Origin of the sequence: Streptomyces durmitorensis (assembly GCF_023498005.1) — a bacterium.
GTDB classification, from domain to species: Bacteria; Actinomycetota; Actinomycetes; order Streptomycetales; family Streptomycetaceae; genus Streptomyces; species Streptomyces durmitorensis.
Genome location: NZ_CP097289.1, coordinates 1,862,127 through 1,877,763, shown reverse-complemented (window position 1 = coordinate 1,877,763; position 15,637 = coordinate 1,862,127). Strand labels below are relative to the sequence as shown.

Here is a 15,637-nt window from a genome sequence, read left to right as displayed (position 1 = left end):
AGGGGTCACCATGCGCGCATCCGCACGGATCGCCACCGCGAGCGCCGCCGCCGCTCTGCTCATCGGCTGTGTGTCGGGCCCCGCGGCATCGAAGCCGGAGGGCAAGCAGGAGGGTGAGAAGGTCCTGGTCTTCTCGAAGACCGCGGGCTTCCGCCACGACTCCATCCCTGAGGGCATCGCGGCCATCAAGGAGCTCGGCACGGCGAACGGCTTCGCCGTCGACGCGACCGAGGACGCCGGGGCCTTCACGGCCAAGAACCTCGCGCGCTACGACGCCGTGGTCTGGCTCTCGACGACGGGCGACGTCCTCAACGCCGCCCAGCAGAGGGCCTTCGAGGGCTACATCAAGAAGGGCGGCGGGTACGTGGGCGTGCACGCCGCCGCCGACACCGAGTACGACTGGCCCTTCTACGGCGGGCTCGCGGGCGCGTACTTCCAGTCGCACCCCGCGATCCAGCCCGCGAAGGTGCGGGTCGAGGACCACGGGCACCCGTCCACGGCGCATCTGCCGGGGATCTGGGACCGGACCGACGAGTGGTACAACTACCGCTCCAATCCCCGGGACCGCGCCCATGTCCTGGCCTCGCTCGACGAGTCGTCCTACTCGGGCGGCTCGATGTCCGGCGACCATCCCATCGCCTGGTGCCAGGACTATCAGGGCGGCCGCTCCTTCTACACGGGCAGCGGCCACACCAAGGAGTCGTTCGCCGATGCCGCGTACCGCACGCATCTGCTCGGCGGGATCCGCTGGGCGACGGGCGCGGCGCAAGCCGACTGCCGTCCGGAGAAGGGGTACACCCCCGTCTTCGACGGCACGACCAAGTCGCTTGAGGCCTGGAAGCAGGCGGGCCCCGGTTCGTTCGAACTGAACGAGCAGGACGGGACCCTGAAGACCGTCGGCGGCATGGGCATGCTCTGGTACGGGGCGAAGGAGCTCGGCTCCTACTCCCTCAAGCTGGACTGGCGCATGGACGGCGACGACAACTCGGGGATCTTCGTGGGCTTCCCGGCCTCCGACGACCCCTGGTCGGCTGTGAACAACGGCTATGAGATCCAGATCGACGCCACGGACGTTCCGGAGAAGACCACCGGTTCCGTCTACGGCTTCAAGTCCGCCGACCTGAAGCAGCGCGACAAGGCGCTGAATCCGCCGGGGGAGTGGAACACCTACGAGCTCCGGGTCGAGGGCGAACGCCTTCGGATCTTTCTCAACGGAGTGAAGATCAACGACTTCACCAACACGGATCCCGCGAGGAGCCTGAAGGACGGTCACATCGGCATCCAGAACCACGGTGCCGACGACCAGGTCTCCTTCCGTGACATCCGGGTGAAGGACCTGCCGGCCGACGCCGCGTCCGGCGTGGGCCGCTAGACGGCGGCGGGCGGAGGACGCCGGACCTCCGCCCGCCGTCTTTACTTCCGTCAGCCGTCTCTCTTCCCCGTCCTTCCCCGTCTTTCTTCCCCAGCGCGATCGCCGCGTGTACGACAGGAGGCAGCCGTGTCCCATTCCCCTTCTTCTGGTTCTTCTGGCTCATCTGGTTCTTCGGGTGGCGGGCCGACCGGGGTGTGGTTGATCGGAGCGCGTGGTTCGGTCGCCACGACGGCGGTCGCGGGGTGCGCGGCCGTGACGGCCGGCCTGCACCCGCCGACCGGCATGGTCACGGAGACCGGGCCGTTCGCCGACAGCGGTCTGCCAACGTTGTCTTCGCTGGTCTTCGGCGGCCACGACGTGATGGAGTGCCCGCTGCCCAAGCGGGCGGAGCAGCTGGCCGCCGGGGGTGTGCTCCCGCACGGCGTGCCGTCCGCGGTGGCCGCCGAACTGGCCGCCGCGGACGCGGAGATCCGCGCGGGCGGGCCGCGCCGCGGGGACTCCGACGGCAGGACGGACGAGGAACTGATCGCGTCCTTCGCCGCAGACCTCCGCGATTTCGTACGTCGCCGGGGACTTGCCCGTGCGGTGGTCGTGAACGTGGCGTCGACGGAACCGCTGCCGGAGGAGGGCGCGGGGAGGCTGCCCGCAAGCTCGCTCTACGCGGCAGCGGCGCTGCGGGCGGGCTGCCCGTACGTGAACTTCACCCCGTCGACGGGCCTGCACCACCCGGACCTTGCCTCGGCGGCCGCCTCATCCGGGCTTCCCTACGCGGGCCGGGACGGCAAGACGGGCCAGACGCTCCTGCGGTCGGTCATCGGCCCGATGTTCGCCCAGCGCGCGCTCGCGGTCCGCGCCTGGTCGGGCACGAACCTCCTGGGCGGCGGAGACGGCGCGGCCCTCGCGGACCCGGCCGCGGCGGCGGCGAAGAACGCCGGCAAGGAGCGGGTCCTCGCGGACACGCTGGGCTCCGCCCCCGAGGGCGAGGTCCACATCGACGACGTCCCCTCGCTCGGCGACTGGAAGACCGCCTGGGACCACATCGCGTTCGACGGCTTCCTCGGCGCGCGGATGGTCCTGCAGACGACCTGGCAGGGCTGCGACTCGGCCCTCGCGGCACCGCTGATCCTGGACCTGGCCCGCTTGCTGGCCCGCGCCCACGAGAGGGGTCTTTCCGGGCCCTTGGGGGAGCTGGGCTTCTACTTCAAGGACCCGGACGACGGCTCGTCGTCGGCCCTCGCCGAGCAGTACGAGGCGCTCGTCGGGTTCGCTTCTCGGCTGCGGGGGGTGGGTGCGTGAGGGGCGGGAGCGCGAGTGCTTCGGCTGAGGGCTCGGATTCCCGTGAGGGCTCAGGTTCCGTTTCCGAACCGGGGAGCCGGGGAGGTGTCCCTCTGGGCACCGGCCGTGACTGGGCCGAACTGCTGCGTGTCTCCGCCCTGTTCACCGTCCCCGGCGACGCTCTTGCCGGGGCGGCGGCGACGGGGCTGCGACCCAACCGCCGCACTCTCCTCGCCGTCGCCGCCTCTCTCTCCCTCTACGAGGCGGGCATGGCCCTCAACGACTGGGCGGACCGGGCGGAGGACGCGATCGAGCGCCCGCACCGCCCGTTGCCGTCCGGCCGCATAGCCCCGGCTGCCGCACTGGGCGCGGCGGCGGCTCTGACGGCAGGAGGCCTTGCCCTGGCCGCGGGCGCGGGACGCCCCGCTCTGACGGTGGCGAGCGGCTTGGCGGCCACGGTGTGGGCGTACGACCTGGGCCTGAAGCACACTCCGGCGGGCCCGGCCGCGATGGCGGCGGCCCGTGCGCTCGACCTGCTCCTGGGGGCGGCGGCCACGTCGGCACCGACCTCGGCGGGCGTGCGGGCGGTGAGTCCGGGGGCGGGCCGGAGGGTGGGCCGGAGGGGGAGCGCGAAGCTCTCGGGAAGGCCCGCACTCGCTCGTCCCGTCGCCGGGGGAGGCCTCCGCGCGGCGGTTCCCACGGCCCTCGTCCTGGGCGCCCACACCCTCGCGGTGACGGCGGTCTCGCGCCGCGAAGCCCAGGGCGGCTCCACGGCGGCACCCTTGTGCGCGCTCGCGGCGACGGCGGCGCTTGCACAACTGCTGGCCCGGAGCGGCAGGGGCGGCAGGGGCGGTGCCTGTCGCGGGGCGGGTGCCGACGCCGGAACAGGCACTGGTGCCGGGGCTTCGGTCAGCCCCGGCTTCGGCGACAGCTTGAGCAGTGAAGCCGGCGCCGGGGCAGGCTCCGGTTCTGGCACTGGCACCGGCACCGGCACCGGCACCGGCTTCGGGGCAGGTACCGGTTCCGGCTTCGGGGCAGTCGCTGGTTCCGGTTCTGGAACAGGCTCCGGCGCAGCAGGCGGTGGCCTCGGTACCGGCTACGACACCGGCAGCGCAGTCCGCCCCGGCGCCCCTCAACTCCCGGTAGGCCGCGGCGCAGCAGCCACCCGCGGCCTACCGGGCTCCACCAGTGGGCAGCCATCGCCGGGCGCCCCGGCCGCCGCCTCCGAGGTTGCCTCGGTGCTGGCCGCCGCGGGCCGATGGGCGGGTCGTCCAGCGAGCCGGGCGTGGCCCCCCGGCGGCGTGCCGGGCTTGGCCACGGGGCGTCCCGTGGGCTCGGGCGGCCCCGGCAGCGACTGGCGGACCGGCGCTCGCGGTGCCGTCCAGGCCGCGCTCGCCGCCACCTACGCGGTCACCGCCGCCCGGCCCCTCTTCCACGCCGCGCTCAACCCGTCCCCGCAGCTCACCCAGCGGGCCGTGGGCGGCGGCATCCGAGCCATGATCCCGCTCCAGGCCGCACTCTCCGCCCGGACGGGCGCCCTGGGCTCCGCGCTGCTGACCGCCGCGCTGGCCCCGGCTGCCCGCAAGTTCGGCCGGAAGGTGAGCGTCACATGACGGGTACTGCTCACGCGACGGGGGCCCCGCCCCCCTTCCGCTTCGGCTACGGCACCAACGGGCTGACCGACCTCCGCCTCGACGACGCCCTCGGCCTCCTCGCCGACCTCGGCTACGCGGGCGTCGGCCTCACCCTCGACCACATGCACCTCGACCCCCTCGCCCCCGACCTCGCCGCCCGCACCCGCCACGTGGCCCGCAGCCTGGAGCGGCTCGGTCTGACGGCGACGATCGAGACCGGCGCCCGCTACGTGCTCGACCCGCGCCGCAAGCACGGCCCCTCGCTCCTGGACCCCGACCCGGACGCGCGCGCCGCCCGTGTCCGCCTGCTGATCCGTGCCGTCCAGGTCGCCGCCGACCTCGGTGCCCACGCCGTGCACTGCTTCAGCGGCATCACCCCCGAAGGCACCTGTGAGGACACCGCCTGGCAGCGGCTCGCCGAAGCCATCGGTCCCGTCCTTGACGCCGCGTCCGGCGCCGGTGTGCCCCTGGCCATCGAACCCGAACCCGGCCACCTCCTCTCCACGCTCGCCGACTTCCACCGGCTCCGTCACGAACTGGGAGATCCCCAGCTCCTCGGCCTCACCCTCGACATCGGCCACTGCCAGTGCCTGGAACCGCAGTCGCCCGCCGACTGCGTGCGCGCCGCCGCCCCTTGGCTCCGGCACGTCCAGATCGAGGACATGCGCCGGGGCGTCCACGAACACCTCCCGTTCGGGGACGGAGAGATCGACTTCCCGCCCGTCCTCGAAGCCCTCGCTGCCACCGGCTACCAGGGCCTCACCGTCGTCGAACTGCCCCGCCACTCCCACGCGGGCCCCCAACTCGCCTCCCGGTCGATCGAGTTCCTGAACAAGGCGGCCACCGAAGCGATGAGTACGGCCCCGGCCAGAGGAAGAACCCCGTGACCGAGACCGCCGTCATCGACGACCTCCGTACCCGCCTCGAAGCCGCCCTCGACGGGGCAGCCCGCGCCTGGCTCGACCAGGCCACGGCGGAGGCCGCCGCCCACCGCGGACGGCCGGAGCAACGCCCGGCCCCCCTCTGGGAGCTGCGCTTCGCCGAGGCCGGGCGGCGCTGCGGCCAGGACCACGCCGACGCCGCCCGCGTGCTGCTCCTGCACACGGCCGAAGCGGACCCGGCCACCCTCACCCGCGTCTACGAACAAGGCACCGCGGCCGAGCGTCGAGCCGTCCTGCTCGCCCTGCCCCACCTGGTCGAGGGGCCTGGGACGCTGCCCCTGGTCGAGGACGCCCTGCGCACCAACGACACCCGGCTCGTCGCCGCCGCCGTCGGTCCGTACGCAGCCCGGCACCTCGCCCCGCACGACTGGCGCCACGCGGTGCTCAAGTGCCTGTTCACCGGTGTCCCCGTGGCAGCCGTCGCCGACCTCGACCGCCGCGCCCGCGCCGACGCCGAGCTCGCCCGCATGCTCGGCGACTACGCAGGCGAACGCACCGCTGCCGGTCGCACCGTCCCCGGCGATCTGCACCGCGTCCTGGCCCTGGCCGCCCCTACGGCCCCCTCGGCCGCAGCGGCGCCATCGGCCCCCGCGACCCCTTCCACCGGCGAGGATCAGGAGTCCTGATGCGCATCTTCGACCCCCACATCCACATGACGTCCCGCACCACCGACGACTACCAGGCCATGTACGCCGCAGGCGTCCGCGCCGTCGTCGAGCCCGCGTTCTGGCTGGGCCAGCCCCGCACCTCCCCGGCCTCCTTCTTCGACTACTTCGACTCCCTGCTCGGCTGGGAGCCCTTCCGCGCGGCCCAGTACGGCATCGCCCACCACTGCACCATCGCCCTCAACCCCAAAGAGGCGAACGACCCCCGCTGCACCCCGGTCATCGACGAGCTGCCCCGCTATCTCGTCAAGGACAACGTCGTGGCCGTCGGCGAGATCGGCTACGACTCCATGACCCCCGCCGAGGACGCCGCCTTCGCCGCCCAGCTCCAGCTCGCCGCCGACCACGAGCTGCCGGCCCTCGTCCACACCCCGCACCGCGACAAGCTCGCGGGCATGCGCCGCACCCTCGACGTCGTCCGGGAGTCCGCGCTGCCCCTGGAGCGGGTCCTCGTCGACCATCTCAACGAGACCACGGTCAAGGAGGCCAAGGACAGCGGATGCTGGCTCGGCTTCTCCGTCTATCCCGAGACCAAGATGGACGAGGACCGGATGGTCGCCATCCTGCGCGACCACGGCACCGAGCGGGTCCTGGTCAACTCGGCGGCCGACTGGGGCAAGAGCGACCCGCTCAAGACCCGCAAGGTCGCCGACGCCATGCTGGAGTCCGGGTTCACCGAGGACGACGTCGACCTGGTGCTGTGGCGCAACCCGGTCTCCTTCTACGGACTCAGCGGCCGCCTCGCGCTCGATGTGACGGACACCGAAGCCACCCACGAGGGCAACTCCATCCTCCGCGGCGGGGCGTGAGCCATGCGCTTCCGGCACCCCGACGGCAGCGTCGTCCACCTCGCGTACTGCACCAACGTCCACCCCGCCGAGACCCTCGACGGCGTCCTCGCTCAACTCCGCGACCACTGCGAACCCGTGCGCAAACGGCTCGGCAGGGACCGTCTCGGCATCGGCCTGTGGCTCGCCAAGGACGCCGCGCACGCCCTGGTCACCGACCCGGCGGCCCTGCGCGGCCTGCGCACCGAACTCGACCGGCGGGGCCTGGAGGTCGTCACCCTCAACGGCTTCCCGTACGAGGGCTTCGGCGCCGAAGAGGTCAAGTACCGCGTCTACAAGCCGGACTGGACCGACCCCGAGCGCCTCTCCCACACGACCGACCTGGCCCGCCTGCTCGCCGCGCTCCTGCCGGACGACGCCACCGAAGGCACCATCTCCACCCTTCCTCTCGCCTGGCGCACCCCCTTCGACACCACCCACGCCGAAGCCGCCCGCGCCGCCCTCACCGCGCTCGCCCAACGCCTGGACGCGCTCGCGGAGCTGACCGGCAAATCGATCCGCATCGGCCTCGAACCGGAACCGGGCTGCACCGTGGAGACCACGGGCGACGCGATCGCCCCGCTCACCGCGATCGGCCACGACCGCATCGGTGTCTGCGTCGACACCTGTCACCTCGCCACCTCCTTCGAGGACCCGCGGACCGCGCTCGACGCGCTCGCGGTCGCGGGCATCCCCGTCGTCAAGTCCCAGCTCTCCGCCGCCCTGCACGCCGAACACCCCCATCTCCCTTCTGTCCGTGAGGCCCTCGCCGCCTTCGACGAGCCCCGCTTCCTGCACCAGACCCGCACCCGCACCGCGGCCGGACTGCGCGGCACCGACGACCTCGGCGAATCCCTCGCCGGTGACGCCCTGCCCGAGACGGCGCCCTGGCGCGCCCACTTCCACGTCCCCCTGCACGCGCCTCCCGCGCCGCCCCTCACCTCCACGCTCCCCGTACTCAAGGACACCCTCGCCCACCTGGTCGGCGGTCCCGAGCCCCGCACCCGTCACCTCGAGGTCGAGACCTACACCTGGCAGGCGCTGCCGCCCGAACTGCGCCCCCGCTCCCGCCCCCAGCTCGCCGACGGGATCGCCGCCGAGCTCACCCTCGCCCGCGATCTCCTGACGGACCTCGGCCTGAAGGAACTCCCATGAGCCCAACCCCTCTCCTCGTCCTTGACGTCGTCGGCCTCACCCCCCGTCTCCTCGACCACATGCCGCACCTCAAGTCCCTTGGCCAGTCCGGCTCCCAGGCCCCGCTGGGCACGGTCCTGCCCGCCGTCACCTGCGCCGCCCAGTCCACCTTCCTCACCGGCACCACACCCGCCGAGCACGGCATCGTCGGCAACGGCTGGTACTTCCGTGAGCTCGGCGACGTACTCCTGTGGCGGCAGCACAACGGCCTCGTCTCGGGCGACAAACTGTGGGACGCCGCCCGACGCGCGCATCCCGGCTACACCGTCGCCAACATCTGCTGGTGGTACGCCATGGGCGCCGACACCGACATCACCATCACCCCCCGTCCCGTCTACTACGCCGACGGCCGCAAGGAACCCGACTGCTACACCCGGCCCCCGGCCCTGCACGACGAACTCACCGAGAAAATCGGCACGTTCCCCCTCTTCCACTTCTGGGGCCCCGGCGCCGACATCGTCTCCAGCCGCTGGATCACGGACGCCACGCGCCACATCATCGGCACCCGCCACCCCGACCTGGCCCTGTGCTACCTCCCTCACCTCGACTACGACCTCCAGCGCTTCGGCCCCGACGACCCGCGCTCCCACCGGGCCGCCGCCGAACTCGACGCGACCATCGCCCCCCTCCTCGACGAGGCGAAGGCCGAGGGCCGCACCGTCGTCGCCCTGTCCGAGTACGGCATCACCCGCGTGGACCGCCCCGTCGACATCAACCGCGCCCTGCGCCGCGCAGGACTGCTCGAAGTGCACACCCAGGACGGCATGGAGTACCTCGACCCCATGACGTCCCGCGCCTTCGCCGTCGCGGACCACCAGATCGCCCACATCTACGTGCGCAGGCCCGAGGACATGGAAGCCACCCGTCAGGCACTGGCCGACCTGCCCGGCATCGAGCAACTCCTCGACGACGAGGGCAAGAAGGCCCACGGCCTGGACCACCCGCGCTCCGGCGAGCTCGTCGCCGTCGCCGAGCCGGACGCCTGGTTCACGTACTACTACTGGCTCGACGACGCCCGCGCGCCCGACTTCGCGCAGCTCGTCGAGATCCACCGCAAACCCGGCTACGACCCCGTCGAGCTCTTCATGGACCCCCTCGACCCCTATGTGAAGGTCAAGGCCGCGGGCGCGCTGGCCCGCAAGAAGCTCGGCATGCGCTACCGCATGGCGGTCGTGCCCCTCGACCCCTCACCTATTCGCGGCAGCCACGGCCGCCTTCCCACGAGCGACGACGACGGTCCGCTCATCATCAGCTCCACCCCCCATGCGCTTCCCGACAGGATCGCGGCCACCGCCGTGAAATCCCTCCTCCTCGACCTGGCCGGCCTGGGCTGAGACATACCTCGCCCCATCCCCCGCCCGACCAGGAGCAGTTACAGAAAGTGAAGCACGCGTCACTGACAACGCACCAGTGGCGTCCGCCCGCACGTCCAAGAGCCAGGAGAGGCACCCGTGACCGACTTCCACGACACTCCCGCCGACGAGGCCCTCAGACAGCGCCTCGGCATCAACCGCCGCCGCTTCCTCAGCACGTGCACCGCCGTCGGCGCGGGCGCGATCGCCGCGCCCGTGTTCGGCGCGGCACCGTCCTTCGCCCAGTCGCGGACACAGGGCCACGGCCATCACCACGGTCACGGCCGCGAGCTGGTGCCCGCGAACAAGCGCGGCATCATCCTCTACACGGTGCGTGACGCGACCGGCCGCGACCCGCTCACCTCCGACCTGCCCTCCGGCTTCCGCGAGGTGTTCAAGGAGCTGGCCCGCTACGGCTACAAGCAGGTCGAGTTCGCGGGCTACGGCCAGCACGCCAACGCCCCCGGCGGCGCCAGCCTGGAGTCCGTGGCGGGCGCCAAGCTGCTGCGCTCCTGGCTCGACGAGTACGGCCTGCGCGCCCAGGGAAACCACGGCTTCATACCGGGGTCATGGCCGCTCTCGCAGCCCGACCTCGACACGTTCAAGAAGCACCTGGAGATCGCCAACATCCTGGGCATGGACCACATGGGCACCGGCGGCGACCCCACCAACAGCTCGTACAAGGCCGATTGGGATGTCGCCGCCGACAAGTGGAACGCCATGGGCACCATCGCGCGCAAGGCCGGCATCAAGCTCTACACGCACAACCACGACGCGGCGTACGGCTTCCTGCTCGACGGCGGCCCGCTCGACGCACAGGGCCGCCCGACCCGCAGCTCCGGCATCCGCAGGCTGGAGTACTTCCTCAAGGCCACCGACCCGCGGACGGTCTGGCTGGAGATGGACATCTACTGGGCGCACGTCGCGCAGTACAAGTTCCACACGTACACCGCGCACGACGGCTCCCAGCGCAAGAAGGTCTTCGACCCGGCGGCGCTCGTCAGCCGCAACAACAAGCGCTACCCGCTGTTCCACGCCAAGGACGGCACCCGCAACGACACCAGCGGCCAGGGCTACGACATGGTGGCCTTCGGCGAGGGCGTCATCGACTACCGCACCTTCTTCAGCCGTGTCGGCGAGAAGAACTACCACAACCCCATGGTCGAGCAGGACAACGCGCCGAGCGGCACCGATCCGGGCCAGTCCCTGAAGCTTGCGAAGATCGGCTACGACAACCTGGCGGCTCTCCGCAAGAAGCGCTGAGCGCCTGACGGCACGTACGAACAGCTCTCGCCGCGCGGCTTCCGCGCGGCGAGAGCTGTTTCTGTGCGTCTCGTGGATCAGGCGTGCACCGGCGCCCTCTCCCGCCCCGGCTGGCGCAGCAGCAGCGCGACGGCCGCCGCCAGCATGGAGATGCCGCCCGCGAGGGCGTACGCGCCGTTGTAGCCCCACGCGGCCACCACCATCGAGCCCATCCCGCCGCCGAACAGGCCGCTGATCAGCTTGCCGCTGTAGACGAGCCCGTAGTTGGTGGCGTTGTAGTTCTCCCCGAAGTAGTCCGGGGTCAGCGCCGCGAACATCGGGTAGAACGCACCGCCACCGAATCCCGAGAGGAACGCGAAGACCAGGAAGAGCCACTCGCTGTGGATGTCGCCCGCCCAGATCACCCCGAACTGCGAGAGCCCGAGGACCAGGATCACGAACACCAGGGTCGCCTTGCGGCCCCAGATGTCGGAGAGCCAGCCGACCACTCCGCGTCCGATGCCGTTGATGACGGCCATGAGCCCCATCGAGGTCGCGGCGACCAGGGGGCCGAAGCCCACCTCCTTGGCGAAGTCCACCTGGAAGGAGATCCCGAAGATGGACACACCCGCGGTCATGACGAGGGTGAACCACATGAGGGGCAGCATGCCCGTCCTGATGGCTTCCTTCGGTGTGAACTGACGTACCGCGGGCGGGTTCTTGGCGAGGCTCGCGGCGTCCTTCGAGGCGCCCGACTTCTCCAGCGGGTCCACGTCGGAGGGCCACCAGTTCTTCGGCGGGTCCTTGAAGAAGAAGGCACAGGCCAGGACGACGACGAGGATGTACGCGCCGATCAGGTCGAGCACCCGGTGGTAATTGCCGGTGTCGAAGGCGTAGTTGAATATGAAGATGAACGGCAGGGACCCGTAGGCGAATCCTCCGTTGACGAACCCCGTCTTCGCGCCACGGCGTTCGGGAAACCACTTGGCAACCATGTTGATGCAGGTCGCGTAGACGAAGCCGGAGCCCACGCCGCCGATGACGCCGAACCCGATGATCGCGAGCCATACGTTGTTCAGGTGTGACAGGGCGAGGAATCCGATCAGGCACATGAACGACCCGGTGTACATGGCGTTCCGCGCCGTCAGGATGCCCTTCTCGCGCATCCATCCCGCCGGGAACGCGATGCCTGCCTGGAAGAAGACCCAGACACTCAGAATCCAGAAGGTGTTGGACTGCGTCCAGCCGTGGGCGTGGGACAGGGTGTCCTCCGCCGAGCCGAACGCATACTCGAAGACACTGATGGCCATCATCGCGATCCACGGCAGGTACACCATGATCTTGCGGGAATGGCCGAGGATGTCCCGGTCCGTCTCGCCCACGCGATAGACGCGGCCGTGCTCGTCGGTGATCTCGCGATACGGGGTGCCGCTTCCAGGCGCCTTGTTTCCTGTGGCGATGGGCTCCGCCGTCATATCAGGCCATCTCCTCACCGAGGGGTTGCGGATTGGGTTTGATGCCTTTGTCCTTGGGCCTTCCCGGCTGGGAAAGGAAGAGCGCGATGAATCCGGCGAACAGGGAAATGGAGCCGGCCAGGGTGAAGGCCCCCGTGTGGCCCCAGTTGCTCACCACGACGGCTCCCATTCCGGAGCCGAGCAGCCCGGAGACCAGCTTGGAGCTGTAGACCAGGCCGTAGTTGGACGCGTTGTTGTTCTCGCCGAAGTAGTCCGCCGTCATCGCCGCGAACATCGGGAAGATGGCGCCGCCCCCGAACCCGGAGATGCTGGAGAAGACCAGGAACAGGGGGAGGTTCTTGATCTCCGCGGACCACAGGATTCCGTACTGCGAGAGGCCGAGGACGATGCAGACGAATATCAGGCAGCGCTTGCGTCCGTAGAGATCCGAGAGCCAGCCGATGACGCCTCGGCCGGTGCCGTTGACGATCGCCTTCAAGGACATGGCCGTGGCGACGATCCCGCCGGCGAATCCTGCCTCGTCCCCGATGTCCACCTGGAAGGCGATGCCGAAGATGTTCACGCCGGACGTGCACAGCAGGCAGAACCACATCAGTGCGACCCGGCCGGTCTGCCACGCCTCCTTGGGCGTGTACTGCCGGACGGCGGGCGGGTTCATCGCCATCGCGCGCCTGGCCCGCGGGTCGTCCGGCGGACGCAGCGGGTCCACGTCGGCAGGCCACCAGTTCTTCGGCGGGTCCTGGAAGAAGTAACCGGCCACGGCGACCATCGCCGCCAGGAAGAGGCCGACGCTCACGAGCACCCAGCGGAAGTTCGTCAGGTCCATGAAGCCGGTGAAGATGAAAACGAACGGCACCGAACCGTAGGCGAATCCGCCGTTGACGAATCCGGTCTTTCCTCCCTTTCGTTCGGGATACCACTTGCCGACCATGTTCACGCAGGTCGCGTAGACCATGCCGGCGCCCATACCGCTGAACATGCCGAAGCCGACATAGGCGACGACGACGTGCGGCGCGAACGCCAGGGACAGATAGCCCAGCAGTGTTCCGACGGCGCCGCACATCATCGCCCAGCGCGCCGGAAGCCTTCCGCTCTCGCGCAGCTTGCCCGCCGGGAAGGCCACCGCGGCCTGGAAGAAGACCCAGACCCCCAGCATCCAGAAGATGTGGGTGTCGCCCCAGGAATGCGCGGTGTGCAGGGTGTCCTCGGCCGACGCGAACGCGTACTCGGCCGAGCTGATGCCCATCATGCCGATCCACGGCAGGATGACCATCCATTTGCGCCTGCGGCCCATGATGTCGATGTCGGTCTCACCGACCCGGTACATCCGGCCGTTGGCGTCCGTCACCTCCCGGTACGGGACGGCTGTGGGTATGTCGGTAGTCGTCATGTTGATTCAGCACCCCTTGCGTCGAAAAGATCCTGGCCAGCGCCCCCTGTCCAATTCCTTTCGTGTGCGCACGGGTCCCGGGGCCGACCGACGCGCACCGCCGGCCGGCCCCAACACCGGTCACCTCATCGACCGCCCCCCAACAGACCGGCCGCCCGGGCCCACCGGTACTTCGCGCCGAGCGCTTCGACCGGCTTCTCCGTCGTGTACGGGTACGCCACGACGCCCCGCTCGAAGAGGTACTGGCAGGCCTCCTCCACCTCGACGTCGCCCGCCAGGGATGCCACGACGGGCTTCTCGATGCCGCGCTCGCGGAACTCCGCGACCACCCGTGCCGTCAGCTCGGCGAAGACCATGGGAGGGGTGACGATGGTGTGCCAGTAGCCCAGGACGAGCGCGTGGATGCGCGGGTCCTCCATGCCGAGCCTGATCGTCGCCTCGTACGTCGACGGGGGCTCGCCCCCGGTGATGTCGACCGGGTTGCCCGCCGCCCCGAAGGGCGGGATGAACGCCTTGAAGGACGCGTCCAGGTCGTCGGGGATCTCCATCAGGCGCAGTCCGTTGTCGGTCACCGCGTCGGACAGCAGGACGCCCGAGCCGCCCGCACCCGTGATGATCACGATGTTGTCGCCCTGCGGGGTGGGAAGCACCGGCAACGCGCGCGCGTACTCCAGCATTTCGTTGAGCCCCGGCGCCCTGATGACGCCGGCCTGCCGGAGGATGTCGTCGTACACGGCGTCATCGCCCGCAAGGGCGCCCGTGTGCGATCCCGCGGCCTTCGCCCCCGCTGCCGTACGTCCGGCCTTCAGGACCACGACCGGCTTCTTCGGGACGGTCGCCCGCGCGGCCTCCACGAAGGCGCGGCCGTCCTTGAGGTCCTCCAGGTGCATCGCGATGCACTGGGTGTTGGGGTCCTCGCCGAACCACGTCAGGAGGTCGTCCTCGTCCAGGTCGGACTTGTTGCCGAGCCCGACGATCGCCGAAACGCCCGTCTTCGTAGTGCGCGCGAAGCCGAGGATGGCCATCCCGATGCCACCGGACTGGCTCGTCAGGGCGACCCCGCCCTTGACGTCGTACGGCGTGCAGAACGTGGCACACAGGTCCTGCCACGTCGAGTAGTAGCCGTAGATGTTCGGGCCGAGCAGCCGCACTCCGAGCCGCTCGCCGATCTCCACGATCTCGTCCTGGAGGGCCTGTTCACCGGTCTCGGCGAACCCGGAGGGGATCAGGACCGCATTGGGGATGCCCTTGCGACCCACCTCCTCCAAGGCTGACGCCACGAACTTGGCGGGGATCGCGAAGACCGCCACATCCACCTCACCGGGAACGTCCGTGACACTCTTGTACGCCTTGCGGCCCAGGATGTCATCGGCCTTGGGGTTCACCGGATGGATCTCGCCGGAGAAGCCGCCGTCGATGAGATTGCGCATCACCGAATTGCCGATCTTGCCCTGCTCGTTGGAGGCTCCGATCACGGCGACCGAGCGGGGCTCCATCAGCCGCCGCATCGACGTGAGCATCTCCTCGCGCGTGTAGGTACGGCGCTTCTTCGGAGCCCCTTCCGCGAGGATGACGCGGATGTCCGCCGCGATCGCGCCCTCCGGAGTGGCGATCACCGGGTTGAGGTCCACCTCGGCGATCTCCGGGACGTCGGTGACCAGTTGGGACACCCGGCGTATCTGCTCGGCGACGGCCCACCGGTCCACCGCCGGAGCGCCGCGCACCCCGCGCAGGATCTCGGCCGCGCGGATCGAGTCGAGCATCGATGCGGCCTCGTCGGCGTCGACCGGCGCGAGGCGGAAGGTGACGTCCTTGAGGACCTCGACCAGTACGCCGCCGAGCCCGAAGGCGACGACCTTCCCGAACGTCGGATCGGTCACCGCCCCGACGATCACCTCCTGGCCGGAGGGCAGCAGCTCCTGCACCTGCACGCCCTCGATGCGTGCCCCAGGCGCGTACTCCCGTGCGTTCTTGACGATCTCGCAGAAGGCGGCCCGTACGTCGGTGGCGCCCTCCACCCCGACGATGACGCCACCCGCGTCGGTCTTGTGCAGGATGTCGGGGGAGACGATCTTCATGACGACGGGCCCTTCGAAGCGGGCCGCGTGCGCCACCGCCTCGTCCACGTCCGTCGCAAGCTCCTCGCCCGGCACGGCGATCCCGTACGCGTCCGCGAGGATCTTGCCCTCGGGCGCGGTCAGGGAGGTCCGCCCCTCGGCGCGCACCGAGTCGAGGAGCGCCCGCACCGTCAGTGCGCGGTCTTCGGCCAT

Annotated in this window: 11 protein-coding genes and 1 pseudogene; 9 read left to right on the top strand and 3 right to left on the bottom strand. The window is 70.5% G+C overall.

Annotated elements, in window-relative coordinates:
- Nucleotides 1–10 precede the first annotated feature (10 nt).
- The 9 genes and pseudogenes from M4V62_RS08625 to M4V62_RS08585 all read left to right on the top strand — a co-directional run bounded on the left by M4V62_RS08625 (nt 11) and on the right by M4V62_RS08585 (nt 10,523).
- On the top strand, nt 11–1,372 hold the full coding sequence (locus tag M4V62_RS08625; protein ID WP_249586646.1) for a ThuA domain-containing protein: 1,362 nt from the start codon (nt 11–13) through the stop codon (nt 1,370–1,372).
- 126 nt (nt 1,373–1,498) lie between these two features.
- Nucleotides 1,499–2,668 (top strand): inositol-3-phosphate synthase, encoded by a 1,170-nt coding sequence (locus tag M4V62_RS08620; RefSeq protein ID WP_249586645.1) that lies wholly within the window; start codon nt 1,499–1,501, stop codon nt 2,666–2,668.
- A 92-nt stretch (nt 2,669–2,760) separates the two neighbouring features.
- Nucleotides 2,761–3,432 (top strand): annotated as a pseudogene (locus M4V62_RS08615) (SCO3242 family prenyltransferase); the annotation flags it as partial.
- Between the two features lie 824 nt (nt 3,433–4,256).
- Nucleotides 4,257–5,168 (top strand): sugar phosphate isomerase/epimerase family protein, encoded by a 912-nt coding sequence (locus M4V62_RS08610; protein ID WP_249586644.1) that lies wholly within the window; start codon nt 4,257–4,259, stop codon nt 5,166–5,168.
- Nucleotides 5,165–5,848: an EboA domain-containing protein gene (locus M4V62_RS08605; protein ID WP_249586643.1), complete on the top strand. Its 684-nt coding sequence runs from the start codon at nt 5,165–5,167 to the stop codon at nt 5,846–5,848. Before M4V62_RS08610 ends, M4V62_RS08605 begins: the two co-directional genes overlap by 4 nt.
- Entirely contained in the window at nt 5,848–6,696 is an 849-nt protein-coding gene (locus M4V62_RS08600; RefSeq protein WP_249586642.1) for a TatD family hydrolase, read from the top strand. The genes M4V62_RS08605 and M4V62_RS08600 overlap by 1 nt, the downstream gene beginning before the upstream one ends.
- 3 nt (nt 6,697–6,699) lie before the next feature.
- A complete protein-coding gene (gene eboE / locus M4V62_RS08595) occupies nt 6,700–7,869 on the top strand; it encodes a metabolite traffic protein EboE (protein ID WP_249586641.1) in 1,170 nt (389 codons plus the stop codon).
- The gene (locus M4V62_RS08590; protein ID WP_249586640.1) at nt 7,866–9,242 is read left to right on the top strand and encodes an alkaline phosphatase family protein; all 1,377 of its coding nucleotides are present in this window, start codon (nt 7,866–7,868) and stop codon (nt 9,240–9,242) included. Before eboE ends, M4V62_RS08590 begins: the two co-directional genes overlap by 4 nt.
- A 117-nt stretch (nt 9,243–9,359) precedes the next feature.
- A complete protein-coding gene (locus tag M4V62_RS08585; RefSeq protein ID WP_249586639.1) occupies nt 9,360–10,523 on the top strand; it encodes a sugar phosphate isomerase/epimerase family protein in 1,164 nt (387 codons plus the stop codon).
- A 77-nt stretch (nt 10,524–10,600) separates the two neighbouring features.
- Here the strand turns inward: M4V62_RS08585 and M4V62_RS08580 are convergent, their stop codons facing one another.
- From M4V62_RS08580 to M4V62_RS08570, 3 genes are all read right to left on the bottom strand, one after another.
- Complete coding sequence (locus M4V62_RS08580) at nt 10,601–11,977, bottom strand: OFA family MFS transporter (protein ID WP_249586638.1); 1,377 nt, start codon at nt 11,975–11,977, stop codon at nt 10,601–10,603.
- A 1-nt stretch (nt 11,978) separates the two neighbouring features.
- Nucleotides 11,979–13,367 (bottom strand): OFA family MFS transporter, encoded by a 1,389-nt coding sequence (locus M4V62_RS08575; RefSeq protein ID WP_249586637.1) that lies wholly within the window; start codon nt 13,365–13,367, stop codon nt 11,979–11,981.
- A 125-nt stretch (nt 13,368–13,492) separates the two neighbouring features.
- Entirely contained in the window at nt 13,493–15,637 is a 2,145-nt protein-coding gene (locus tag M4V62_RS08570) for an acetate--CoA ligase family protein (protein ID WP_249586636.1), read from the bottom strand.

Bases quoted from the DNA above. Each gene is read 5' to 3' on its own strand.
- M4V62_RS08570 (WP_249586636.1), bottom strand. From the start codon at position 15,637: ATGGCCGAAGACCGCGCACTGACGGTGCGGGCGCTCCTCGACTCGGTG.
- M4V62_RS08575 (WP_249586637.1), bottom strand. From the start codon at position 13,367: ATGACGACTACCGACATACCCACAGCCGTCCCGTACCGGGAGGTGACG.
- M4V62_RS08625 (WP_249586646.1), top strand. From the start codon at position 11: ATGCGCGCATCCGCACGGATCGCCACCGCGAGCGCCGCCGCCGCTCTG.
- M4V62_RS08580 (WP_249586638.1), bottom strand. From the start codon at position 11,977: ATGACGGCGGAGCCCATCGCCACAGGAAACAAGGCGCCTGGAAGCGGC.
- M4V62_RS08600 (WP_249586642.1), top strand. From the start codon at position 5,848: ATGCGCATCTTCGACCCCCACATCCACATGACGTCCCGCACCACCGAC.
- eboE (WP_249586641.1), top strand. From the start codon at position 6,700: ATGCGCTTCCGGCACCCCGACGGCAGCGTCGTCCACCTCGCGTACTGC.
- M4V62_RS08590 (WP_249586640.1), top strand. From the start codon at position 7,866: ATGAGCCCAACCCCTCTCCTCGTCCTTGACGTCGTCGGCCTCACCCCC.
- M4V62_RS08610 (WP_249586644.1), top strand. From the start codon at position 4,257: ATGACGGGTACTGCTCACGCGACGGGGGCCCCGCCCCCCTTCCGCTTC.